This is a genomic window from Microbacterium ulmi (genome assembly GCF_011759705.1).
GTDB classification, from domain to species: Bacteria; Actinomycetota; Actinomycetes; order Actinomycetales; family Microbacteriaceae; genus Microbacterium; species Microbacterium ulmi.
Map to the genome: position 1 here is coordinate 915,435 of NZ_JAAOZF010000001.1, position 22,912 is coordinate 938,346.

Genomic DNA, 22,912 nt, shown 5'->3' on the forward strand with positions numbered 1-22,912 from the left:
CGGAGGAGAGATCATGACGCGCGTCTGCTTCCAACTGCGGGTGAAGCCCGAGCTGCTCGACGAATATCTCGCACGGCACAGTCCCGTCTGGCCCGAGATGCTCGCCGAGATCGCGGCGGCGGGACGCCGCAACTACTCGCTCTTCCTCGGCGACGGAGGGCAGCTCATCGGCTACTACGAGACCGACGACGACGCGGCGGCGCAGGCGTACCTCGCGGCATCCCCCGTCGCCGCCCGCTGGGAGGCCCAGATGGCGCGCTTCTTCGTGGGGCTCGAGGGCCGCCCCGACCAGGCGGCGACGCCTCTCACCGAGATCTTCCACCTGCACGACCAGCTCGCCGCGGCCGCGGCATCCGACCACGAAGGAACGGACAGATGACGATCCTCTCCCCCGACATCCTCTCGACTCTCGAGGCCCAGGGCATCGAGCTGCCCTCGTGGGCGTTCGGCAACTCCGGCACGCGCTTCAAGGTCTTCGCGACGCCCGGGACGCCGCGCGATCCCTTCGAGAAGATCGCGGATGCCGCCGAGGTCAACCGAGTGACGGCGCTCGCGCCGTCCGTCGCGCTGCACATCCCGTGGGACAAGGTCGGCTCGTACGACGACCTGCGCAGGCACGCGGAAGACCTCGGCGTGAGGCTCGGCACGATCAACTCGAACACGTTCCAGGACGACGACTACAAGTTCGGCGCCCTGACGCACGTCGACCCCAAGATCCGCCAGAAGGCGATCGACCACCACTTCGAGTGCATCGACATCATGGATGCCACGGGGTCGCGCGACCTGAAGATCTGGCTCGCCGAGGGCTCGAACTACCCGGGGCAGGCCGACATGCGCGCACGGCAGGACCGCCTGCACGAGTCGCTCGCGACGATCTACGAGCGGCTCTCGGGCGAGCAGCGGCTCGTGCTCGAGTACAAGTTCTTCGAGCCCGCGTTCTACCACACCGACGTCCCGGACTGGGGGACGTCCTACGCGCAGGTGGCCGCGCTCGGCGAGCGCGCGATGGTGTGCCTCGACACGGGCCACCACGCGCCCGGCACCAACATCGAGTTCATCGTCATGCAGCTGCTGCGGCTCGGAAAGCTCGGCTCGTTCGACTTCAACTCGCGGTTCTACGCCGACGACGACCTCATCGTCGGGGCGGCCGATCCGTTCCAGCTGTTCCGCATCATCTTCGAGGTCATCCGCGGCGGGGGTCTCAACTCGCCCGACGTCGCGTTCATGCTCGACCAGTGCCACAACATCGAGAAGAAGATCCCGGGGCAGATCCGCTCGGTGCTCAACGTGCAGGAGATGACCGCGCGGGCGCTCCTCGTCGACCGCGCGGCTCTCGCGGCGGCGCAGGAGGCCGGAGACGTCCTCGCGGCGAACGCCGTGTTCATGGACGCGTTCTACACCGACGTGCGGCCCGCGCTCGCGTCGTGGCGCGAGTCGCGGGGGCTCCCCGCCGACCCCATGGCCGCGTACGCGGCATCGGGATATCAGGAGAGGATCGAGGCCGACCGCGTCGGCGGCGTCCAGGCGGGCTGGGGCGCGTGACCCGCCTTCGCGTCCCCCTGTCCGGCATCCCCGTGTCTTGCACACTCGACCCCGAAGAGGATACGAACCGATCATGAGCAATCCCACCGTCGAGCAGCTGATCGCGCGAAGCAACCGGCTGGGCGCAGATCCGAAGAACACGAACTACGCGGGCGGCAACACGTCGGCGAAGGGCACCGAGACCGACCCCGTGACGGGAGAGCCCGTCGAGCTGCTGTGGGTCAAGGGCTCGGGCGGCGACCTCGGCACGCTGAAGCCGCAGGGCCTCGCGGTGCTGCGGCTCGACCGGCTGCGGGCCCTCACGGGCGTCTACCCCGGCGTCGAGCGGGAGGACGAGATGGTCGCGGCGTTCGACTACTGCCTGCACGGCAAGGGGGGAGCGGCTCCCTCGATCGACACGGCGATGCACGGGCTCGTGGATGCCGCGCACGTCGACCACCTGCACCCCGACTCGGGCATCGCGATCGCGACCGCGGCAGACGGGCCGGAGCTGACGACGAGGATCTTCGGCGACAGGGTCGTGTGGGTGCCGTGGCGGCGACCAGGCTTCCAGCTCGGGCTCGACATCGCCGCGATCAAGGACGCCAACCCGCAGGCGATCGGCTGCATCCTCGGCGGCCACGGCATCACGGCGTGGGGTGACACGTCGGAGGATGCCGAGCAGAACTCCACATGGATCATCGCCACCGCCGCCGACTACATCGAGAAGCACGGTGCCGCGGAGCCGTTCGGTGGAGTTCTGCAGGGCTTCGAGGGGCTGCCCGGGCCGGAGCGGCGTGCGAAGGCCACGGCACTGGCTCCGACGATCCGAGGTCTCGCCTCGACCGACAAGCCCATGGTCGGGCACTTCACGGACTCCCCCGAGGTGCTCGAGTTCCTGAGCCGCGCCGAGCACCCGCGTCTGGCCGCGCTCGGCACGAGCTGCCCCGACCACTTCCTGCGGACGAAGGTCAAGCCGCTGCTGCTCGACCTGCCCGCGACCGCTCCGCTCGACGAGCAGCTCGCACGGCTCATCGAGCTGCACGCCGAGTACCGCGCCGACTACCAGGCCTACTACGACGCCCACGCCGACGCGTCGAGCCCCGCGATCCGCGGAGCCGACCCGCTCATCGTGCTCGTGCCGGGCGTCGGCATGTTCTCGTACGGCGCCAGCAAGCAGACCGCTCGCGTCGCGGGCGAGTTCTACGTCAACGCGATCAACGTCATGCGCGGCGCCGAGGCGCTGTCGACCTATTCGCCGATCTCCGACGCCGAGAAGTTCCGCATCGAGTACTGGGCGCTCGAGGAGGCGAAGCTGCAGCGGATGCCGAAGCCGAGGTCCCACCAGGGTCGCATCGCGCTCGTGACCGGCGCGGCATCCGGCATCGGGAAGGCGATCGCGACGCGCCTCGCCGCCGAGGGCGCGTGCGTCGTCGTCGCCGACCTCGACCTCGCCAAGGCCCAGGCCGCGGCGGCCGAGCTCGGCGACGCGGATGTCGCGATCGGCGTCGCCGCGAACGTCGCCGACGCCGCGGGCGTGCAGGCGGCGATCGACGCCGCCGTCCTCGCGTTCGGCGGCCTCGACCTCGTCGTCAACAACGCCGGGCTGTCGCTGTCCAAGCCCCTGCTCGAGACGACCGAGGCCGACTGGGACCTTCAGCACGACGTTATGGCGAAGGGCTCGTTCCTCGTGTCGAAGGCCGCGGCATCCGTCCTCATCGCCCAGCGGATGGGCGGCGACGTCATCTACATCTCGTCGAAGAACTCCGTGTTCGCCGGCCCCAACAACATCGCGTACTCCGCGACGAAAGCCGATCAGGCCCACCAGGTGCGCCTCCTCGCGGTCGAGCTCGGCGAGCACGGCGTGCGCGTCAACGGCATCAACCCCGACGGCGTCGTGCGCGGGTCGGGCATCTTCGCGTCGGGCTGGGGCGCCAATCGCGCAGCGACCTACGGCGTGAAGGAGGAGGACCTCGGTCAGTTCTACGCGAACCGCACGATCCTCAAGCGCGAGGTCGTGCCCGAGAACGTCGCCGACGCCGTCTACGTCCTGACCGGTCCCGAGCTCAGCCGCACGACGGGCCTGCACATCCCGGTCGACTCGGGCGTCGCGGCGGCGTTCCTGCGATGACTCGGGCGGGCTCATTCGCGCGCCTCTCGTCGGCCGACGCGGCGGGCGCACCGCGAGTGCTGCAGTTCGGTGCATCTGCTGCGTCCATGACCGGCGCTGATGCGCACAACAGCAGCCATCGCGTGACGGCGAGCGCGCGATGAGCGCCGACGTGCGTGCGAGCGGCGGCACCGTCGCCGCGGTCGACCTCGGCGCGACGAGCGGCCGCGTCATCGTCGGGCACGTCGGGCCCGACACGCTCGACGCCGGGGTCGTGGCGCGATTCCCGAACGACCCCGTGCACACGCCCGACGGCCTGCACTGGGACGTCCTAGCGCTCTACGGCGCGGCTGTGGGCGGGCTCCGCGACGCGTTCCGCGCCGAGCCCGGCATCCGCAGCGTCGGCGTCGACTCGTGGGCCGTCGACTACGGGCTCCTGCGGGGCGGGCGCCTCCTCGGCAACCCGTTCCACTATCGCGACGCCCGCACGGCCGCCGGCGTCGAGGCGGTGCACGCACGGATGCCGCACGCCGGCCTGTTCGCCCGCAACGGCCTCCAGCTCCTGCCGTTCAACACGCTGTACCAGCTCGCCGCCGAGCCGCCGGACCTCCTCGGCTTCGCCGACACGGCCCTGCTCATCCCCGACCTGCTCGGATACTGGCTCACGGGCGTCGCCCGTGCCGAGCGCACGAACGCGTCGACGACGGGGCTGCTGCGCGTCGCCGACCGGGAGTGGGACGACGACCTCGTCTCGGCGCTCGGGCTGCCGCGCGGCATCCTTCCTCCCCTCATCAGCCCTGGAGAGACGCTCGGGATGCTGCTGCCCGACGTCGCCGTCTCGCTCGGCGCCGATGGCCCGACGGCGGTCACGGCTGTCGGCTCGCACGACACGGCGTCCGCCGTCGTCGCCGTCCCGATGCGAGCGGATGCCGCGGCCTACATCTCGTGCGGCACGTGGGGGCTCGTCGGGGTCGAGGTGGCACAGCCGGTGCTGACCGCAGACGCCCTCGCGGCGACCTTCACGAACGAGGGCGGCGTCGACGGGCGCGTGCGGCTGCTTCGCAACGTCATGGGACTGTGGGTGCTGACGGAGACGGTACGCGGGTGGGAGCGCGCAGACGGCGCGCGCATCGACCTGCCCGCCCTGCTCGCGACGGCCGCCGACGTCGACGCGGCGCGCGTGCCCGTCTTCGACGTCGACGACGCGCGGTTCCTGCCGCCGGGCGACATGCCGGCGCGCATCGACGCGTGGTGCGCCGAGCACGGCGTCGCGCGCCCCGGCACGCGCGCCGAGTACGTGCGCAGCATCGTCGAGTCGCTCGCGCAGGCGTTCGCGACGACGGCGATCGCGGCGGGGCGTCTCGGCGGGGTCGACGTGCAGACGATCCACATCGTCGGCGGCGGCGCCCTGAACGCGCTGCTCTGTCAGCGCACGGCCGACCGCGCGGGACTCCCCGTCGTCGCGGGGCCCGTCGAGGCGACCGCGCTGGGCAACGTGCTCGTGCAGGCGCGCGCACTCGGCCTCGTCGCGGGATCGCTCGAAGCCCTGCGGGATCTCGTCGTGCGCACGCACGAGCCGCGGCGGTTCGAGCCGCGCGCCTGAGCGCACGCACCCGCGCAGCAGCTCTCCGCGCGTCTGCGACGCAGGATGCCGCCGCCGACGTCTTCGCCGAGCTCGCGGCGCGCGTGCCCGCCACCCTCTGACGTCGGGCGCCGGAGGCGCCTAGCGTGAGCTGCATGGACGATCGACGACGCACGGACGACGCGGACCTCGACGCAGACGCACCTCTCGGGGGCGACGAGACGACCGAGGAGCAGCTCGAGGCCGACAATCCCGCCGAGGAGGACACGCTCAAGACGCTCGATCCCGACGCGCCGCCCGCCTGACCGGGAATCGCGCCGCCTCGGCATCCGAATCTCGGAGGATCTGGGCTGGGTCACACCCGCAGGCCCGAGCTACGGCAGCGTGAGGACGCCGTCGACGCGGCGGGGGATGCCGAGCACGTTCTCGTCGAGCAGCGCGGCCGGCAGCACGCGGGCCGGGGCGTCCTGGTATGCGAGGGGACGCTGGAAGCGGCGCGCGGCCGTCGCCCCGACCGACGTGTGCTGCGTGTTCGTCGCGGGCCACGGCCCTCCGTGGTGCTGCGACCAGGTGACGGCGACGCCCGTCGGCCAGCCCGCGAACAGCACGCGCCCCGCGCGCTCCGCGAGCACGTCGAGGACGGGCGACACGTCGTCTGACTCCTCCGCGTGGATGGTCGCCGTGAGGCTCCCCTCGAGGCCCTCGAGCACGCGGGGCAGGGCCTCGGCATCCCGATACCGCACGAGCAGCGTCACGGGACCGAACACCTCGGCGCTGAGCGTCTCGGCGTGCTCGGCGAACGTCTCGAGATCGACGGCGTAGACGAGGGGCTGCGGGATGCCGTCATCCGTCGCGGGCGCGCTCGCGACGACCTCGGCGCCGGGGACCGCCGCGAGATGCGCGAGTCCGTCGCGGAAGCCGCGGTCGATCGCGTCCGTGAGCAGACGGTGCGGCGCCGCGCCGACGTGCGCGGGAAGCGCCGCCTCGACGGCAGACCCCGACGGCACGAAGACGAGCCCAGGCTTCGTGCAGAACTGGCCGGACCCGAGCTGGAACGAGCCCGCGAGGCCCTGTGCGAGCGCGGCGCCGCGCGCGGCATCCGCCGCCTCCGTCACGACGACGGGGTTGATGCTGCCGAGCTCGCCGAAGAACGGGATGGGCGCGGGGCGCGCGGCGGCGCGGTCGGCGAGCGCCCGACCGCCGGCGACCGAGCCCGTGAACGAGCCAGCAGCGATCGCGGGATGCTCGATGAGCGCGACACCGGCCTCACGACCCTCCACGAGCGCGAAGACGCCGTCGGGCGCGCCCGCGGCCGACAGTGCCGCAGACACGAGCTCGGCGACGCGGCGCGACAGCTCGCGGTGCCCCGAGTGCGCCTTCACGATGACGGGGCAGCCGACCGCGAGCGCCGACGCCGTGTCGCCGCCCGCGACCGAGAACGCGAAGGGGAAGTTGGACGCCGCGAAGACCGCCACGGGGCCGAGCGGCCGCAGGATCCGACGCAGATCGGGCCGCGGCGGAGTCGCGTCGGGCACCGCGTGGTCGATGACGGCCTCGAGGTACGAGCCCTCCTCCACGACCGTCGCGAACAGCCGCAGCTGGCCCGTCGTGCGTCCGACCTCGCCGCGCAGCCGAACGGCGCCGAGCGCCGTCTCGCGGTCGGCGATCTCGACGAGCTCGGAGGCGGACGCGTCGAGCTCGTCCGCGACGGCGCGCAGCCAGGACGCCCGTTCGGCGTCGGAGGATGCCGCCGTGATGCGGAACGCGCGTGCCGCCGCCGTCGCGACGCGGTCGATGTCAGAGGGGGTCGAGTCGGTCATGCCGTGCTCCTCGTGGGGTCGGGGTCTGTTCTTCGGGTCTCGTTCGGATCGGACCGCTCCCGGGCCGCTCACGACGACGGGTCAGCGGAAGCGGATGCCGAGGCCTTCCGCGGGCCCGCCGCCGATGCGTCCCGCGCCGAGCGTGAGCCCGCTGGGCGCGGCGAGCGCGCCGAGCTCGTCGAGGCGCGCGTCCTCGACGATCTCGATGCGGGTCGGGGTCGCGAGGGTGAACGCGAGCGGGGCGGACAGCTCGGGCAGGAGGTGGAACGCGAGCTCGGCTCCGGCATCCTGAACCGCCTTCGCGATGCGCAGAGCCGGAGTGATCCCGCCGACGCGCACGATGTTGGGCTGGAGGACATCGGCCGCGCCCGCGTCGAGGAACTCGCGGAACCGGTACTCCGTGTGCAGGTTCTCGCCGACGGCGACGCGCACGCCCGTGCGGCGCCTGAGCTCGACGTGGCCCGCGAGGTCGTCGGCCCGCAGGGGCTCTTCGAGCCATGCGATGCGGACCGGCTCGAACGCCCCGACGGCGGCCGTCGCGCGATCGAGGTCCCACCGCTGGTTCGCATCGACCATGAGGTCGCGATCGGGCCCGATGATCTCGCGCACGGCGGTGAGGCGCTCGACGTCCTCCGCGAGGTCGGGCCTGCCGACCTTCACCTTGACGCCGCGGAACCCCGCGTCGACCCAGCGCCGCGCCTGCGCCACGAGCTCCTCGAGGGGATAGTGCAGGTTGACGCCGCTGCCGTACGCCTCGAGCGTCTCGTGGCGTCGACCCAGCAGCGAAGGGATGCCGTGCCCCGCGCGGCGGCCGACGAGGTCCCACAGCGCGAGATCGAGGCCCGCGAGGGCGATCGTCGTGACGCCTCCGCCCCCGGCCTCGTGCACGTGGCGCCATGCGTCGTCCCACCACGTCGGCTGGGCCGGCCGGCCGATCGCGAACGGCGCGAGGTCGGTGTCGAGGAGCGCCTGCACGGCCGTGCCGCCGATCGACGGCGTCCACGAGAAGCCGTGCCCGACTCCGCCCTCGGCATCCGTCACGACCACCTCGACGACGCGGATGTCGGTGACGTCGGGCCCCCACGGGCGCGAGAGCGGGATGCGGACGAGCCGCGTCCCGATCGACACGATCGGCGGGGCGTCGGCGACGGATGCCGCGGCATGCGACGCCGCGCGGTCCGCAGCATCCGTCACGACACGAGCTCCCTCCCGCGCTCGAGGAGGACCCGCAGGCGCTCCTCCTGCTCGGGGGTCGGGTCGGCGAGCGGCGGCCGGACGGAGCCGACCGGCACGCCCCCGAGTCGCAGCCCCGCCTTGATGAGCGACACGGCGAAGCCGGGTGTCTCGTCGCGCAGCCGGACCAGCGGGACGAAGAAGCCGTCGAGCAGCTCCCGCTGCCGTTCGTCGTCGCCCGCGCGATACGCGTCGGAGAACGCCGTCGCGATCTCGGGAGCCATCGCGAAGACGGCGGACGAGTACAGCGGGACGCCGATCGCGCGATAGGCCGCCTGGCTGAGCTCGGCCGTCAGGAGTCCGTTGAAGAACTGCAGGTCGCGATCTGCGCGGGATGCCGCGAGCACGAACCGCTGCATGAGGGCGACGTCGCCGACGCCGTCCTTGATGCCGACGACCGACTCGATGGCGACGATCCGCTCGACGGTCTGCTCGGTCAGCGCCATGTTGGCGCGGTGGTACACGACGATCGGCAGCCCGGTCGCCGCCGCGATCGCCTCGATGTACGCGACGAGGCCGTGCTGCGGGCCCTGCACGAGGTAGGGCGGCATGACGAGCAGTCCGCCGGCTCCGGCATCCGCAGCGGCGCGCGCGGTCTCGCGCGCGTGCCCGAGCGGGCCTCCCGCGCCCGCGAAGACCGGGACGCGCCCGCCCACGGCGGCGACCGACGCCGTCACGACGTCGCCGAACTCGCCGACCGACAGCGCGTGGTACTCACCCGTGCCGCAGGCCGCGAAGACCCCCGCCGCGCCCTCGTCGACTCCGCGCGACACGTGCGCCGCGAGGACGTCGAGGTCGGGTCTGTCGGCGGCGTCGAACGGGGTGACGGGAAAGAACAGGACGCCGTCCCGGAACGTCTCACTCATCGATGCCCTTCCCTCCTGCGTGCGTCGAGACCGTCTCGGCGTCGGCGAGCTCCGTGCGCCACGACCTGCGTGCGCGCCATCCCAGCAGCCGCTCCGCCTTCGCGCTCGAGAAGACGGGCGCCGTCGGAGGGAGGGATGCCGCGAGCCGCGCCGTCGCGGGCACGTGCCGCGCGAGCGCATCGCCGACCGGCTCGCGCACGAGCGAGTCCGCCGCCGCGACGAAGAACACCGATCCGTTGGGCGCCGCGTCGGGCTGCGTCAGCCACGCGAGGACGAAGTCGCCCGCGTCGCGCGCGTCGATGTAGTTGAACAGCGAGACGGCCGCGAGCGCGGGATCGTCGAGCCGTTCTCGGATCGTGTGCCCCTGCTGGGTCGCCGCGCCGAGCCACTCCTCGGGCGACACGACGTAGCACGGGCGGAACACGCCGACCCGCAGGGGCGTGTCGGCCCGCACGACGGACTGCACGAGCTCCTCGATCGCGACCTTTGCGAGGGCGTACGCGTTCCACGGCGCGAGCGGATGCTCCTCGTCGATGGGAAGCGCCGTCGGCTCCCATCCGCTCGGAGCGCCGTAGCCGATGACGGTCGGACTGCTCGAGATGAGCACGGCGCCGACGCCCGTCTCGCGCGCCGCCGTGAGCACGGCGAGAGAGAGGGATGTGTTGGTCTGGAACGTCACGTCGTCCGGTGCGCTGAACGGGACCGCGATGCCCGCGAGGTGCACGACGGCGTCGGGCCGATGCTCGGCGAACAGCTCCGCCGTGGACTCGGCATCCCTCAGATCGTGCACGACCTGCCGCGCCGGGAGTCCTGCGGCCTGCACCCTGTCGACCGAGACGACGTCGTGGCCGGCCTCGGCGAGCGCCTGCACGACGCTGCGACCCAGGCGCCCCGCGCCGCCCGTCACGAGGAAGCGGCTCATCGCGACTCTCCTGCCAGCGCGGACGCGGCACCCTCCCGAGGCCCGGCCAGCGCGGACTCGGCACCCTCCGGGACCCCTGCGAGGGCTGCGGCCGCGGGCCCGAGGCCGAGGTCTGCCGTGCGGACGGCCTGGCCCGTCTCGAGCGAGCGGTTTCCCGCGAGTCCGACCGCCATCGAGCGCACGCCGTCGAGCCAGGATGCCGCACGCCCGAGCGGGTCGTCGGCTCGACCGACGAACACCTCGCGCAGCAGCACGGCGTCGCCGCCGCCGTGGCCGCCCTCCGCCGCGGGGATCGCGACCTCCTCGGCCGGCTGGAAGTGCCGCTGCACGACGAGCCGCTCCGAGACGGGGCGCGCGTCCTCGTGCGCGACGGCGTCTGGCCGGGCGCTCGGGTCGACGACGGGCTTGCCGTCCGCTGCGACGAGCACGGCACCGCGCTCGACGACCGTCAGCTCGGCCCGGCCCGCCGTGCCGTTGACGGCGACGGTGTAGCCCTCCCATGGCGCGTGCGCGTTGAGCGAGTACGACATGGACGCGCCCTGCGCGTAGTCGACGACGAGCGAGAGGTTGTCCTCGATCGTGATCCCCCGATCGAAGACGTCGCGGTCGCGGAGGTAGCCGTCGTGCCCCTCCTGGTCCAAGTAGAGCCCCTTGAGGGTCTCGTCGTCGCGGAGGTCGAGGCTGAACGCGTCGCGCAGCGGCGAGTCGACCGACCCGCGCTCGGGGCGCTGCCCGAGTCCGCGACGTGCGGCGTTCTCGGCGCCGTAGAACCGGAGCCCGCCGCTGGCGAACACGCGGGTCGGGGCATCCGCGATCCACCAGTTGACGAGGTCGAAGTGGTGGCTCGCCTTGTGGATCAGCAGGCCTCCCGAGTTCGCCTTGTCGCGGTGCCAGCGCCGGAAGTAGTCCGCGCCGTGCGCCGTGTCGAGCACCCACTCGAAATGCACCGACGTCACGTCGCCGATCGCCCCGGAGGCGATGACCTGCTTGAGGGCGCTGTTGCGCGGCGAGTAGCGGTAGTTGAACGTCACCGTGACGGAGCGACCCGTGCGCTCCGCGGCCTCCGCGATGCGGCGGACCCCCTCCTCGCTCGTCGTGAGCGGCTTCTCGACGATCGCGTCGGCGCCGGCCTCGAGCGCCGTCACGACGTGCCCTGCGTGCGTGAAGTCGGGCGAGGTGATGATGACGCGCTGGATGCCGTGCTCGGCGATCGCCGTCGCGAGCTGCTCCGGCGCGAACCGGAGGGGCGCCGGCGCGCCCGTCGCGAGAACGCGCGCTTCGTGCCAGTCGAGCCGGCCGTCGTTCGTGTCCGACCAGGCGACGAGCTCGGCGACGTCGGCGTGCGGTCCGGTGATCGCGTCGACGTACATCTGCGCGCGCGAGCCCGCGCCGACGAGTGCGTAGCGGATGCGGGAGGTCATTTCTCTCTTTCGTCGCCGTGCGGCGAGGTCACTTGATGCCGGTCGTGGCGAACCCGCGCAGCAGGAAGCGCTGGCCCACGAGGAACACGATGAACAGGGGCAGGAGCGAGACGACGGACATCGCGAACATCGCGCCGTAGTTCGAGGACTCCTGCGCGTCGAGGAAGCCCTTGAGCGCCACCTGCGCGGGGAACATCTCGGGGATGCGCAGGTAGATGAGGGGACCGAAGAAGTCGCCCCACGTCCAGATGAAGGTGAAGATCGCCGTCGTCGCGATCGCCGGGACCATGAGCGGAAGCGTGATCTGCGCATAGATCCGGAAGTGCCCAGCTCCGTCGATGCGGGCCGCCTCGAAGATCTCGGTCGGGAGTGCCCGGATGAACTGCACCATGAGGAACACGAAGAACGCGTCCGTCGCGAGGAACTTCGGCACGATGAGCGGCAGGAACGTGTTGAGCCAGCCGAGCTGCTGGAAGATCACGAACTGCGGGATCAGCACGACCTGGAAGGGAAGCATGATCCCCGTCAGCATGACGGCGAACCACAGGTTGCGGTATCGGAAGCGCAGCCGCGCGAACGCGAACGCCGCGAGCGAGCACGAGATCAGGTTCCCGATGATCGCCCCGACCGAGATGATCATCGAGTTGCCGAGGTACAGCGCGAAGGGCTGCTGCAGGCCGTTCCAGCCGCTGATGTAGTTGTCGAGCGTCAGGTCGGTCGTGAAGATGCTGAGGTCGCGGAAGATCTCGTCGTTCGGCTTGAGGCTCGACACGACCAGCCAGATCAGCGGGTACAGCATCACGATCGACACGACGACGAGCACGACGTGCTTGAGGATCGATCGGACGGTCGCACCGCCCGGGCGACGACGGCGGCGCCCCAGGGCCTTTCCCGTCGTGATGAGCTCGGTCGCCAGCGGGGGCGCGGTTTCAGTCGTCATAGAACACCCAGAACTTCGAGAGCCAGAAATTGAACGCCGTGAAGGCTGCGATCACGATGAGCAGGAACCACGCCATCGCGCTCGCGGTGCCCATGTCGTAGTTGATCCAGCCGGTGCGGTAGAGGAACAGCGTGTAGAACATCGTCGAGTCGGCGGGGCCGCCCGTGCCTCCCGAGACGACGTACGCCTGTGTGAAGGTCTGGAACGCGAAGATGATCTGCAGCACGAGGTTGAAGAAGATGATCGGCGTCAGCAGCGGAATGGTGATCGAGAAGAACCGGCGGAGCTTGCCCGCTCCGTCCATCTCGGCCGCCTCGTAGTACATGTCCGGGATCTGCCGGAGGCCCGCGAGGAAGATCACCATGGGCGACCCGAACGTCCAGATGTGCAGGACGATGATCGTCCACAGCGCCCAGTCCGGGTGCCCGATCCAGCCGGGCAGGTCGTGGAAGCCGAACCAGCCGAGGAACTCGTTGAAGATGCCGTCCTTCGCGAAGACCTGGCGCCACAGGATCGCGACGGCGACCGAGCCGCCGAGCAGGCTCGGCAGGTAGAACGCCGAGCGGTAGAACGCCAGGCCCCGCATGCCGCGGTCGAGCACGAGCGCGAGCGCCAGGGCGAAGGCGAGCTGCAGCGGCACCGACACGAGGACGTACTCCGTCGTGACGCGGAAGGCGTTCCAGAACTGCGCGCTCTGGAACATCTTGATGTAGTTCTCGAACCACACGAACTCGGGCGGATTCGCGAACGGGGGCTTCAGGACGTTGTAGTCCGTCAGCGACAGGTAGAGCGACGCCAGCATCGGTCCGACGCCCAGCAGCAGAAGGCCGGCGAACCAGGGCAGCAGGAAGAGGTACCCCGCCTTGTTGTCGGGGTAGGCCTTCTTGGGGTCGACCTTGGCGCCGCCCTTCCGGGAGCTCAGCGCGATGGTGCGCAGCTCGCCGAGACTGCTCATACGACCTCCTCGTCGTGTGGTCTGCCGTGTGCGGCAGGTTCGTGAAACCGCTATCACGGGATCATTGAAAGAAGATACCTTGAGAACGACCAGGAATGCACAATCGTGTGAAACTGGCTCCGGACGCACCGCGGCCGCACGCATCTTTCGCCGACGAAAGGCTGATCTTGGCACGTCGCACGGGTCTGACCACGATCGCGGACGTCGCCGCGCGTGCCGGCGTGTCGCCCGCGACGGTCTCCCGCATCATGAACGGCCGGTTCGCGGGCGAGCCCGAGATCGCAGAGCGGGTGGATGCCGCGGCCCGCGAGCTCGCGTACTCCCCGAGCCACCTCGGCCGCTCGCTCGCCCTCGGGCAGACCAATGCGATCGCGTTCGTCGTGCCCGACCTCGGCAACCCGACCTTCCAGACGGTGCTGTCGGGCCTCAGCAAGACGGCGGCACGCGACGGCTACCGCGTCCTCGTGGCCGACTCCGCCGAGTCGCCCGGCGACGAGCCGCTCCTCGCCGCCGACACCCGTCGCCGCTGCGACGCGCTCGTCCTGTGCGCGCCGCGCATGCCCGACGACCGGCTCGTCGCCCTCGCCGAGAGCCTGCGCCCGCTCGTGCTCATCAACCGCCCGCACCTGGCCGTCGACGCGCCCTCGCTCGCGATCGACTACGAGTCCGGCATCCAGCGGGTCGCGCAGCACGTCTACGACCTCGGCCACCGGCATCTCGTCTACGTCGCGGGCCCCGAGCGCAGCGTCTCGAACCGCCACCGTGTGACGGGGCTCGATGCCTTCGCCCGCGTGCACCCCGACGTGCGACTCGACACGGTCGCGGGGGGTGCGAGCTCTGAGGAGGGGATCGCCGCCGCGGCATCCGTCGTCGGCACCGGCGCGACGGCGGCGATCGCGTACAACGACCTCGTCGCGATCGGGCTCATGAACGCGCTCATCGACCGGGGGGTTCGCGTGCCCGAAGACCTCTCGGTGACTGGGATGGACGACATCCCGTTCGCAAGGTTCACGTCGCCGCCCCTGACGACGGCATCCGTCCCGCACTTCGAGCTCGGCGTCGAAGCGTGGCGGCGGATGCACGCCCTGATCAGGCATGAACAGCCGGCGCACGATCTGACGTTCCAGCCGCGCATCGAGGTGCGGGGCTCCACGGCCACGCCTCGAGGCGCCTGACATTGTTGGCTTCGATAACAAAACGGCCTCACCTGCGTTGACACGACGCCGTGGGCATGCATACTGTTCCGAGATAGCGATTTCACGAAGCCGTGGCATCGCCACAACAAGGGGGAGTCGGTCCTGGATTCCCGCACGAGTCGTCACCCCCGGCGCCTCGCAACCTGATACGAAAAGAGTCGCAATGACGCGTACAGCACGTTCCCTCGCGGGGAAGGCGTCCCTCGGCGTCGTCCTCGTCGGAGCGCTCGCCCTTGCGGGCTGCGCCGGTGGCACGACGCCCTCCGACACCGAGTCGCCGGAGGCGTGGGACCCGCACGCCCAGAAGGCCCAGATCGAGATCGCCTGGTGGGGCAACGAGGAGCGCGCAGCGCTCTTCCAGCAGGTGATCGACGCCTTCGAGGAGGAGTATCCCGAGATCACCGTCACGGGCAACTCCTACGGCGCACCCGACGACCTGTTCAACCGCCTCGCGACCGACTTCGGCGGCGGCGGCACGACGGCGCCCGACGTCTTCGCGCTCGGCGGCGCGAAGCCGCAGGAGTACGGCTCGAACGGCCTGCTCCTGCAGCTCGACGCGGGCGACCAGATCGAGACGATCTCCAACTCGAAGCTCTACCCCGACTTCTCTCTCACGAACGCGATCGTCGACGACAAGCTCTACGGCCTGCCGACGGGCGGAAACGCGACCGCCGCGTTCGTCAACACGAAGATCTTCGAAGAGGCCGGCGTGGCCGTCCCCGACGACGGCTGGACGTGGGACGACCTCGTCGAGGCCGCGAACGAGATCGGCTCGAAGCACCTGACGACCGACACGGGCGCTCCCATCATGGGCATCGACCTGCGCATCCAGGACATCCTCGGCACCTACACGGGCCAGGAGACCGAGTTCGGCATGTACGACTGGGACGGCAACCTCGCCGTCGGCGCCGACGTCATCGCCGACTGGTACACGATCGAGGAGGACCTGCTCGAGGGCGGCGGACTGCCCGACCCGACGGTCGTCACGACGAACTGGAACCTGCCGACCGACCAGCAGCCCTACACGCTCGGCCAGGCCGCCATCACGTTCGGCTACAGCAACCTGGTGAACGGACCCTACGGCCTCGACGGCGCGACGAAGATCCTCACGCCGCCGACCAACACCGACAAGTCGGGCGTCGCCCTGCTGCCGTCGGCGTTCTGGTCGGTAAACGCCGCCACGAAGTATCCCGAGGCCGCGGCGCTGCTCATGGACTGGTTCCTCAGCCCGGAGGCCGCCGACCTCATCAAGGACACGCGCGGCGTGCCGTTCCGGGACGACACCGCATCGGCCGTCATCCCGACGCTCACGGGCGGCGCCGCCACGGCGGCCGAGTACGTGCAGTCGGTGCTCGACTCGGGCGAGGTCGCTCCCCCGCAGCCCAACGGCGGCGCGAACATGAACAGCCACTCGCAGACGTACGAAGCCGAGGTGCTCTTCGGGCGCCAGACGCCCAAGGAAGCGGCCGACAACTGGGTCGCCGCCCTCAAGGCCGACCTCGAGGCTGCGAAGTAGCCACGACTCGCAGGGCGATTCGACTCGTGCGGGCGGTCTCGGAAGAGGCCGCCCGCACGGGCGTCTCCAGGGAAGGATGATGACCGTGGCAGCGATCGACGAGGCCCTCGCACGGCTGCGCAGCGCCGAGCCCGCGTACGGCGTGGCGTTCGTCGCGGTGGGCGGGCCCCTCGAGCGGCGGTGGCGGCAGGCCGCCGACGAGCTCGGCGCCTGCATCCGTCCCATCGGCGGTGGCGCGCCTCTGCTCAACGAGGGCGGCGTCTACGACGGCGCGTGGATCGAGAGCACGGGAACGATCAACGCGGAGGTGCTCGACCGGTTCGCCCCCGGCGTCACGCGCGCGACCCACCTCCGGTTCGCGGCGGAGCAGCGCGCCGACGGGCTCATGCCGTACAAGGTGACGCCCACGGGCCCCGGGTTCAGCCAGATCCAGCTCGTGACGCCGCTCGCCCGGTGCGTGTGGAACCACTACCTGCTCACGGATCGCGCCGATCGCGAGTACCTCGCGACGATGTACACGGCGATGTCCCGCATGGACGAGTGGCTCGCGACGCACCGCGACACCCGCGGCACGGGCGGGGTCGAGGCCTTCTGCACGTTCGACACGGGCCACGACGCGTCACCACGATTCTGGTTTGCGCCCGACAGGTGCTTCCGGGGCGAGGCATCCCTCGTCGACCCCTCGCACCCGAGCCTGCCCTACGTCGCTCCCGACCTCACGGCGAACGTCGCGTGCCAGCGCACATACCTCGCGCTCATCGCCGAGGAGCTGGGACAGGATGCCGCGCCCTGGCGCGCGAAGGCGCAAGCCTCCCTCGCGGCCCTGTGGGAGCAGTGCTGGGACGCGCAGAACGGCACGTTCTACGATCGGGACCGCACCGGCGAGCACGTGCGCGTCTCGTCCGACGTGCTGCTGCGGGTGCTCGCGTGCGAGGTCGGCGACGACGCCTTCTTCGCCGAGGCGCTCGAACGGCACCTCTTCCACACGCGCCGGTTCCTCTCGCCGCACGGGTTCACGTCCCTCTCGATGGACGACCCGCGCTTCGACCGCGACTTCCGCCGCAACTCGTGGGGCGGACCCGTCAACTTCCTGGCACAGCTGCGCGCCCCTGCCGCATTCGAGCACCACGGCCGCGGCGGCGAGCTCGCGGTCGCGTCGCAGGGGGTGCTGACGGCCCTCGCGCTCGCCGATCGCTTCCCGCAGACGCTCGACCCGTGGAGCGGCGAAGCCGGGTACACGTCGGCCTACTCGCCGTCGATCCTGTGGCTTCTCGATGCCGTCGAGCGGTGGTTCGGCATCCTGCCGCACCCGGACGGCTCGCTCTCGTTCACGGCGCTCCCTCCGACCCGACTCGGCCACGGCGCTGCGGCTCACGCCGTCGGGTACCGCCGCGTCGTCGACGGGGCGACGTGGGAGCTCGTCGGCGACGACGAGCGCAGCGTCGTGCTCCGCGATGGCGTCGAGGCGCTCGCGCTCGGCCGCGGCGAGCGCGTCATGCTCGACCGCGCGGGAGCCGTGCTGTCGAGGCAGACGCTCACGAGCATCGCACCGCGGTTCTGACTCCGGGCGCTCCCGCCGCGTCGCCGCGTCCGCGATCCCGCCGCGTCGCCGCGTCGGCATCCGCATCGAGCCGGTCCAGGAGCGTCGGCGCCGGTCCACGCGCGTCGCACCGACCCGGGCGCGTCGGCGGACGCGTCATGCCGATCCAGGCGCGTCGGCGCCGTCCGGGCGCATCGGCGGACGCATCGCGCCGGTCCAGGCGCGTCGCCGCCGGTCCGGGCGCGTCAGCTCGGCGGCTCGGCGGCTCGGCGGTCCAGGCGCGTCAGCGTCGCGGCGGCGGCTCGGCGTCGGTCCAGGCGCGTCGGCGTTGTCCAGGCGCGTCGCGCCGATCCGGGCGCTCCCGCCGCGTCGCCGCGTCCGCGATCCGGCCGCGTCGCCGCGTCGCCATCCGCGTCGCGCCGATCCATGTCCGTCGGCGTCGGTCCGGGCGCGTCGCGCCGACCCAGACGCGTCGGCGGACGCCGTCAGTCGAACGGCATCGGCTGCGGGCGCAGGATGCCGCGCACGGGAGCCGCGGGCCACGCGGGATCGACCGTCAGCACCTCGACGACGCCGTGCGACACGACGACGGTGTCCTCGGCCTTGTGCCGCGGGGCCGTGGGGTTCCATGCGAACGCCTGGCCGTCCACGACGACGTCGGACGCACTCGGCGTCGCCCGCGGGTCGCGGCCGACATAGCCCGTCGGGCCGCCCTGGTGGTGGCGGCGCCACTCGTCGGGGCCGAAGCCGTGGCGCTCGTACGACGTCGCGATGTCGGCGAGCACGGCCGAAAGCGCGCGTCCGGGACGTGTCGCGGCGAAGGCGTCGGCCTCGACCTTGTGCAGGCGCACGGCGGTCTCTGCGGCGCCCGGCTCGTCGCCGACCCAGCGCGTGAGGTTGGCCATGAGGCCGGCGCGGCGCGCCCCGACGACGATCATCGCGCGACGCCCGAGCGGCGCGTGGGTGGGCAGGGGATGCCGCAGCCCGAGCCGGTCCTGCCCCGCGACGAGCAGGACGGCCGGCTCGGCGCCGATCGCGACGATCTCGCGTGCGAGGAGGGCGGCGACCTCTCGCTCGGAGTGCTCGGATCGGAGTGTCGCGAGCAGGCGCGTGACGGCGGCCGCGGCATCCCGCCCCAACGTCCGATAGCGCGCGAGCTCCTGCGGCAGCAGATCGGCCCTGAGCGCGCGGAGGTCTGCCGCGACGTCGGCCTCTGCGAGGCACGCAGCGCGAGGCAGCGGCGCGAACCACGGCACGGCCCGCACCTCGAATCCACCGAGATCGCCGAGCTCCTCCGCGACGAGACGGTCGAGCTCGTTCTCGTAGACGTGCAGCGTCGCGCCCTCGCGATCGACGACGGCGGACAGGACGGGATCGCCGCCCATGGGCACCGACACGCGCGCGCCGTCGAGGAGCCAGCCGAGCGCCTCGCGAGACGTGAGGGCGACGGATGCCGCTCCCCGACGATCGAGCAGGTCGCGGACGCGCTCGAGCTTGACGGTGCGATCCGTGCGTGCGCGCGACGCGACCCTGTCGTCGTCGACTTCGATCGTCACCGTCTGGCCCCCTTGCGGAACGTGTGCTCCGAGCTTAGCTGTGAAAGCGCTTTCTCATGGTCAGCGACGGACGGATGCCGTGCGTCCGGCCGGCCCGGGATTCCCGGGCCCCGGCGGGACTCACGCTTCGCGGGTGATCGTGACCTTCACGTGCAGGTTCGACTTGAACGGGCCCGCATACACGCCGCGCAGCGGCGGGACGTCGTTGTAGTCGCGGCCACGACCCACGAGGACGTGCCGATCGCCGATCTCGATGTTGTTCGTGGGGTCGAAGCCCTGCCACTCGCCCGCGAACCACTCCACCCACGCGTGGGACTCGCCCGTGACGGCGACGCCGACCTCGGCATCCTTCTTCGGATGCAGGTATCCCGAGACGTACCGCGCGGGGATCGCGACGTGGCGCAGGGCGCCCAGCGTGATGTGGGCGATGTCCTGGCAGACGCCCTTTCGCGCCTCCCACGCCTCGGTCGCCGTGGAGTGCACCCCCGTGATGCCGTGCATGTACTCGACCGCGTCGCCGATCGCCATCGAGATCGCGTGCGCCGCCTCGCCCGGACGGTCGTGCTGCGCCGCGATCGACGTCGCGAGCGCCGCGACCTCGGGGTGCGGCGTGGTGCGCGTCGTCTGGCCCAGCTGCTCGACCGTCTCGATCGACCGGGAGATCTCGTGCGCGAGGGCGTCCCATGAGACGTCGTGGTGCTCGAGCGGCCGCGGACGCACCTCGACGAGCGAGCGGGCCGTGATCCTGAGCTCGGTGTGGGGCGAGAGGACGTCGAACGCGGCGACGCGCGTGCCGAAGTAGTCGACGTACTGGTTGACAGACGTCGACGGCTCGATGTCGAGCTGGGAGCTCAGCACGAACTGGCTGTCGGTCGAGCCGGGGAGCATGCGCGCCTCGTTGTACGACGCCGAGACATCGCCCTGGTACGAGAAGCCCGTCGCATGCTCGATGCGCAGTCGCTTCATGAGATCTCTCCGATCCAGCTGGGCTCGGCCTGTGTCGGGAAGAACCGCTGGCGGATCGCCTCGGATGCCTCGCGCGTGACCTTCTGCACGCGGTCCATGTGGGTCGGCAGCTCGTGCAGGATCTCGCTGATGGGCCGGTACTCGAGGTCGTTGCGGATCTGGCCGAGGGCGCGCAGCACCGTGTTCGAGTGGCCCACGCGGTCGGCGCGAGGGTCGATCGCGCTCATGCAGTCCTCCGCGCGCTGGATCGAGTAGATGATCGACCGCGGGAACAGGCGGTCCAGAAGCAGGAACTCCGCGGCGTTGCGGGCGCTCGGCATCCCGCGGTACGTGCGCAGGTACGCCTCGTACGCGCCGCACGACCGGAGGATCGTCGTCCACGACGGGCCGGACGCCTCCGTGAGCGATCGGGTCGCGAGCAGCCGCGCCGTCATGTCGGCCCGCTCGATGCTGCGGCCGAGCGTGAAGAACTGCCACGCCTCGTCGCGGCTCGTCGAGGAGTCGACGATGCCGACGGCGAGCGCCGCCCGCTCGCGGACCCACTGGAAGAACTCGTGCACTTTCTCGTTGTTCAGGCGCCGCGGCATCCGCGCGTTGGTCGTGTTCAGACACTCCCACAGCTCGCTCGAGACGATCTCGCGCGCCCGCCGGGCGTTCTCGCGGGCCGCGGTGAGGGCGTACGAGATGCTCGACGGGTTCATGCGGTCGACGGCCAGTCGTGCCAGCACGTCCTCGCGCCCGACGACCTCGAGCTCGTCGGGCGACGACGAGCCCATGACGGCGAGGAGCGACCGGCAGGCTGTGTCCTCGTCGATCCACGGGTCTTCGAGGAGGAGCTGGAGGTGCACGTCGAGGATGCGCGCCGTGCCGTCGGAGCGCTCGATGTACCGCCCGATCCAGAACAGGGACTCGGCGATGCGGCTCAGCATCCCGTCTCACCGCCCTCCGCTGTCCCGCGAGTCCATCTCGCCCCGCCGAGTCCAGCCTCGACGTCCGCAGCCCCGCCATGGACTCGGCGATGCGTGGTGGACTCGGTGACGGATGCCGCGGAGACAGGGGATGGCGCGGCGACAGAGGATGCCGCGGCATCCCGAGCCTGCTGCTGCTGCTCCTGCTGCTCGACCTGCGAGAGGGGGCGGTCCTGCGGCGAGTGCGCCGGCACCGGCTGCCCGTCGTAGATGATCGGGATCGCCGCGGTGACGGTCGCCGCCTGGTCGGCCACGAGGCCCGCGAGACCGTTCCCCTGGCCGTACTCGACGTGGCCCGGGGCGGCTCCGCCGACGATCCAGGTGTCCTTCGATCCGCCGCCCTGGCTCGAGTTGACCACGAGCTGGCCCTCGGGGAGCGCGACGCGCGTGAGCCCGCCGGGCAGCACCCAGATGTCGTCCCCGTCGTTGACGGCGAAGGGCCGCAGGTCGGCGTGCCGCGGCCGCATCCCGTCCTCGACGAGCGTCGGGATCGTCGAGAGCATGACGACGGGCTGCGCGATCCAGCCCCGAGGATCGGCCTTGAGGCGTTTGCGGAGCCTGTCGAGCTCGGCCTTCGAGGCATCCGGACCCACGACCAGGCCCTTGCCGCCCGAGCCGTCGACGGGCTTGACGACCAGTTCGTCGAGCCGGTCGAGCACCTCCTCGAGGGCGCCGGGATCTTCGAGCCGCCACGTGTCGACGTTCTTCAGGATCGGCTCCTCCGCGAGGTAGTACCGGATCAGGTCGGGCACGTACGTGTAGAGGAGCTTGTCGTCGGCGACGCCGTTGCCGACCGCGTTCGCGATCGTGACGTTGCCCAGGCGCGCGGCGAGCATGAGCCCGGGGGCCCCGAGCATCGAGTCGGCGCGGAACTGGAGCGGGTCGAGGAAGTCGTCGTCGACGCGGCGGTAGATGACGTCGACCCGGCGGGGACCCTTCGTCGTGCGCATGAAGACCTTGCCGCCGATGCACAGGAGGTCGCGGCCCTCGACGAGTTCGACCCCCATGAGGCGCGCGAGGAGCGTGTGCTCGAAGTACGCGGAGTTGTAGACGCCGGGGGTCAGCACGACGACGTTGGGATCGTCGATGCCCGCGGGCGCCGACGCGCGCAGCGCCGCCAGGAGCTTGTTGGGGTAGTCGCCGACCGGCCGCACGCGCATCGAGACGAAGAGCTCGGGCAGCGTCTGCGCCATGACACGGCGGTTCGAGATGACGTAGCTCACGCCCGACGGGACGCGCACGTTGTCTTCGAGCACCCGCATCTCGCCGTGCTCGTCGCGGATGAGGTCGATGCCCGAGACCTGGATGCGCACGCCGTTCGCGCTGCGGATGCCCGCGGCCTGCCGGTAGAAGTACTGCGACGACGCGATCAGGGCCGCGGGCAGCACGCCGTCGCGCACGCAGTGCTGGTGGCCGTATGCGTCGTCGAGGAAGGCCTCGAGCGCTCGCACCCGCTGCTTGACGCCCGCCTCGACGCGCGACCACTCGTCGTACGTGATGATGCGGGGAACGGCGTCGAGCGGGAACGGGCGCTCCTCGCCCGCGAAGTCGAACGTCACGCCCTGAGCGAGGTACGAGCTCGCGAGCGACTCGGTGCGCCCTCTGAGCTCTTCCTGCGTCATCTGGGCGAGCGCCTGGTACAGCTCGCGATAGGCCTCGCGCGACTCCGCAGGGGTCCCGGAGGTCACGGAGCCGCCGAACATCTCGTCGAACGCGGGGATGCCTGACGGTGTCTTGCGCGGCGCCAGAGTGGAGCCGTATCCGTCGAAGAGATCACCCATGCGGATGAGCCTAGTCCGG

19 protein-coding genes are annotated in these 22,912 nt (G+C 71.4%); 8 read left to right on the forward strand and 11 right to left on the reverse strand.

Annotation, left to right across the window (positions count from 1 at the left end; translation table 11 throughout):
* The first annotated feature begins 13 nt into the window (after positions 1–13).
* The 5 genes from FHS08_RS04435 to FHS08_RS04455 all read left to right on the forward strand — a co-directional run bounded on the left by FHS08_RS04435 (position 14) and on the right by FHS08_RS04455 (position 5,518).
* The gene (locus tag FHS08_RS04435; protein WP_167035828.1) at positions 14–379 is read left to right on the forward strand and encodes an L-rhamnose mutarotase; all 366 of its coding nucleotides are present in this window, start codon (positions 14–16) and stop codon (positions 377–379) included.
* A complete protein-coding gene (rhaI, locus tag FHS08_RS04440) occupies positions 376–1,542 on the forward strand; it encodes an L-rhamnose isomerase (protein ID WP_167035831.1) in 1,167 nt (388 codons plus the stop codon). Before FHS08_RS04435 ends, rhaI begins: the two co-directional genes overlap by 4 nt.
* A 73-nt stretch (positions 1,543–1,615) precedes the next feature.
* Entirely contained in the window at positions 1,616–3,652 is a 2,037-nt protein-coding gene (locus FHS08_RS04445) for a bifunctional aldolase/short-chain dehydrogenase (RefSeq protein ID WP_167035834.1), read from the forward strand.
* Positions 3,653–3,791: 139 nt separating this feature from the next.
* The gene (locus FHS08_RS04450; RefSeq protein WP_167035837.1) at positions 3,792–5,234 is read left to right on the forward strand and encodes a rhamnulokinase; all 1,443 of its coding nucleotides are present in this window, start codon (positions 3,792–3,794) and stop codon (positions 5,232–5,234) included.
* 134 nt (positions 5,235–5,368) lie between these two features.
* Entirely contained in the window at positions 5,369–5,518 is a 150-nt protein-coding gene (locus FHS08_RS04455; RefSeq protein ID WP_167035840.1) for a hypothetical protein, read from the forward strand.
* 69 nt (positions 5,519–5,587) lie between these two features.
* Here FHS08_RS04455 and FHS08_RS04460 read toward each other — a convergent pair whose 3' ends face one another.
* From FHS08_RS04460 to FHS08_RS04490, 7 genes are all read right to left on the reverse strand, one after another.
* Positions 5,588–7,033: an aldehyde dehydrogenase (NADP(+)) gene (locus FHS08_RS04460; RefSeq protein WP_167035843.1), complete on the reverse strand. Its 1,446-nt coding sequence runs from the start codon at positions 7,031–7,033 to the stop codon at positions 5,588–5,590.
* Between the two features lie 81 nt (positions 7,034–7,114).
* The gene (locus FHS08_RS17225) at positions 7,115–8,227 is read right to left on the reverse strand and encodes a mandelate racemase/muconate lactonizing enzyme family protein (RefSeq protein WP_341800302.1); all 1,113 of its coding nucleotides are present in this window, start codon (positions 8,225–8,227) and stop codon (positions 7,115–7,117) included.
* The gene (locus tag FHS08_RS04470) at positions 8,224–9,132 is read right to left on the reverse strand and encodes a 5-dehydro-4-deoxyglucarate dehydratase (protein ID WP_167035846.1); all 909 of its coding nucleotides are present in this window, start codon (positions 9,130–9,132) and stop codon (positions 8,224–8,226) included. The genes FHS08_RS17225 and FHS08_RS04470 overlap by 4 nt, the downstream gene beginning before the upstream one ends.
* Complete coding sequence (locus FHS08_RS04475) at positions 9,125–10,054, reverse strand: NAD-dependent epimerase/dehydratase family protein (RefSeq protein ID WP_167035849.1); 930 nt, start codon at positions 10,052–10,054, stop codon at positions 9,125–9,127. Before FHS08_RS04475 ends, FHS08_RS04470 begins: the two co-directional genes overlap by 8 nt.
* Positions 10,051–11,475 carry a Gfo/Idh/MocA family protein gene (locus FHS08_RS04480; protein ID WP_167035852.1) on the reverse strand — a complete coding sequence of 475 codons (1,425 nt, stop codon included), beginning with the start codon at positions 11,473–11,475 and terminating at the stop codon, positions 10,051–10,053. The genes FHS08_RS04475 and FHS08_RS04480 overlap by 4 nt, the downstream gene beginning before the upstream one ends.
* Positions 11,476–11,503: 28 nt before the next feature.
* On the reverse strand, positions 11,504–12,415 hold the full coding sequence (locus tag FHS08_RS04485) for a carbohydrate ABC transporter permease (RefSeq protein ID WP_167035855.1): 912 nt from the start codon (positions 12,413–12,415) through the stop codon (positions 11,504–11,506).
* A complete protein-coding gene (locus tag FHS08_RS04490; protein ID WP_167035858.1) occupies positions 12,405–13,370 on the reverse strand; it encodes a carbohydrate ABC transporter permease in 966 nt (321 codons plus the stop codon). The genes FHS08_RS04485 and FHS08_RS04490 overlap by 11 nt, the downstream gene beginning before the upstream one ends.
* Before the next feature lie 167 nt (positions 13,371–13,537).
* On the opposite strand from FHS08_RS04490, the gene FHS08_RS04495 reads away from it, so the two are divergent.
* The 3 genes from FHS08_RS04495 to FHS08_RS04505 all read left to right on the forward strand — a co-directional run bounded on the left by FHS08_RS04495 (position 13,538) and on the right by FHS08_RS04505 (position 17,643).
* On the forward strand, positions 13,538–14,545 hold the full coding sequence (locus FHS08_RS04495; protein ID WP_243847220.1) for a LacI family DNA-binding transcriptional regulator: 1,008 nt from the start codon (positions 13,538–13,540) through the stop codon (positions 14,543–14,545).
* A 184-nt stretch (positions 14,546–14,729) separates the two neighbouring features.
* Positions 14,730–16,082: an ABC transporter substrate-binding protein gene (locus FHS08_RS04500; protein ID WP_167035864.1), complete on the forward strand. Its 1,353-nt coding sequence runs from the start codon at positions 14,730–14,732 to the stop codon at positions 16,080–16,082.
* A gap of 85 nt (positions 16,083–16,167) precedes the next feature.
* Positions 16,168–17,643 carry an MGH1-like glycoside hydrolase domain-containing protein gene (locus FHS08_RS04505; protein WP_167035867.1) on the forward strand — a complete coding sequence of 492 codons (1,476 nt, stop codon included), beginning with the start codon at positions 16,168–16,170 and terminating at the stop codon, positions 17,641–17,643.
* A gap of 464 nt (positions 17,644–18,107) precedes the next feature.
* Here FHS08_RS04505 and FHS08_RS04510 read toward each other — a convergent pair whose 3' ends face one another.
* From FHS08_RS04510 to FHS08_RS04525, 4 genes are all read right to left on the reverse strand, one after another.
* Complete coding sequence (locus FHS08_RS04510; protein ID WP_341800303.1) at positions 18,108–19,178, reverse strand: M24 family metallopeptidase; 1,071 nt, start codon at positions 19,176–19,178, stop codon at positions 18,108–18,110.
* Positions 19,179–19,298: 120 nt separating this feature from the next.
* Positions 19,299–20,144, reverse strand: a complete 846-nt coding sequence (locus FHS08_RS04515) for a transglutaminase family protein (protein WP_167035870.1) — start codon at positions 20,142–20,144, stop codon at positions 19,299–19,301.
* Positions 20,141–21,073, reverse strand: coding sequence for an alpha-E domain-containing protein (locus FHS08_RS04520; RefSeq protein ID WP_167035873.1), 933 nt, complete (start codon positions 21,071–21,073; stop codon positions 20,141–20,143). Before FHS08_RS04520 ends, FHS08_RS04515 begins: the two co-directional genes overlap by 4 nt.
* The gene (locus FHS08_RS04525) at positions 21,067–22,893 is read right to left on the reverse strand and encodes a circularly permuted type 2 ATP-grasp protein (RefSeq protein WP_243847222.1); all 1,827 of its coding nucleotides are present in this window, start codon (positions 22,891–22,893) and stop codon (positions 21,067–21,069) included. Before FHS08_RS04525 ends, FHS08_RS04520 begins: the two co-directional genes overlap by 7 nt.
* Between the last annotated feature and the right edge of the window lie 19 nt (positions 22,894–22,912).

Bases quoted from the DNA above. Each gene is read 5' to 3' on its own strand.
- FHS08_RS04435 (WP_167035828.1), top strand. From the start codon at position 14: ATGACGCGCGTCTGCTTCCAACTGCGGGTGAAGCCCGAGCTGCTCGAC.
- rhaI (WP_167035831.1), top strand. From the start codon at position 376: ATGACGATCCTCTCCCCCGACATCCTCTCGACTCTCGAGGCCCAGGGC.
- FHS08_RS04445 (WP_167035834.1), top strand. From the start codon at position 1,616: ATGAGCAATCCCACCGTCGAGCAGCTGATCGCGCGAAGCAACCGGCTG.
- FHS08_RS04450 (WP_167035837.1), top strand. From the start codon at position 3,792: ATGAGCGCCGACGTGCGTGCGAGCGGCGGCACCGTCGCCGCGGTCGAC.
- FHS08_RS04455 (WP_167035840.1), top strand. From the start codon at position 5,369: ATGGACGATCGACGACGCACGGACGACGCGGACCTCGACGCAGACGCA.
- FHS08_RS04460 (WP_167035843.1), bottom strand. From the start codon at position 7,033: ATGACCGACTCGACCCCCTCTGACATCGACCGCGTCGCGACGGCGGCG.
- FHS08_RS04470 (WP_167035846.1), bottom strand. From the start codon at position 9,132: ATGAGTGAGACGTTCCGGGACGGCGTCCTGTTCTTTCCCGTCACCCCG.
- FHS08_RS04475 (WP_167035849.1), bottom strand. From the start codon at position 10,054: ATGAGCCGCTTCCTCGTGACGGGCGGCGCGGGGCGCCTGGGTCGCAGC.
- FHS08_RS04480 (WP_167035852.1), bottom strand. From the start codon at position 11,475: ATGACCTCCCGCATCCGCTACGCACTCGTCGGCGCGGGCTCGCGCGCG.
- FHS08_RS04485 (WP_167035855.1), bottom strand. From the start codon at position 12,415: ATGACGACTGAAACCGCGCCCCCGCTGGCGACCGAGCTCATCACGACG.
- FHS08_RS04490 (WP_167035858.1), bottom strand. From the start codon at position 13,370: ATGAGCAGTCTCGGCGAGCTGCGCACCATCGCGCTGAGCTCCCGGAAG.
- FHS08_RS04500 (WP_167035864.1), top strand. From the start codon at position 14,730: ATGACGCGTACAGCACGTTCCCTCGCGGGGAAGGCGTCCCTCGGCGTC.
- FHS08_RS04515 (WP_167035870.1), bottom strand. From the start codon at position 20,144: ATGAAGCGACTGCGCATCGAGCATGCGACGGGCTTCTCGTACCAGGGC.
- FHS08_RS04520 (WP_167035873.1), bottom strand. From the start codon at position 21,073: ATGCTGAGCCGCATCGCCGAGTCCCTGTTCTGGATCGGGCGGTACATC.
- FHS08_RS04525 (WP_243847222.1), bottom strand. From the start codon at position 22,893: ATGGGTGATCTCTTCGACGGATACGGCTCCACTCTGGCGCCGCGCAAG.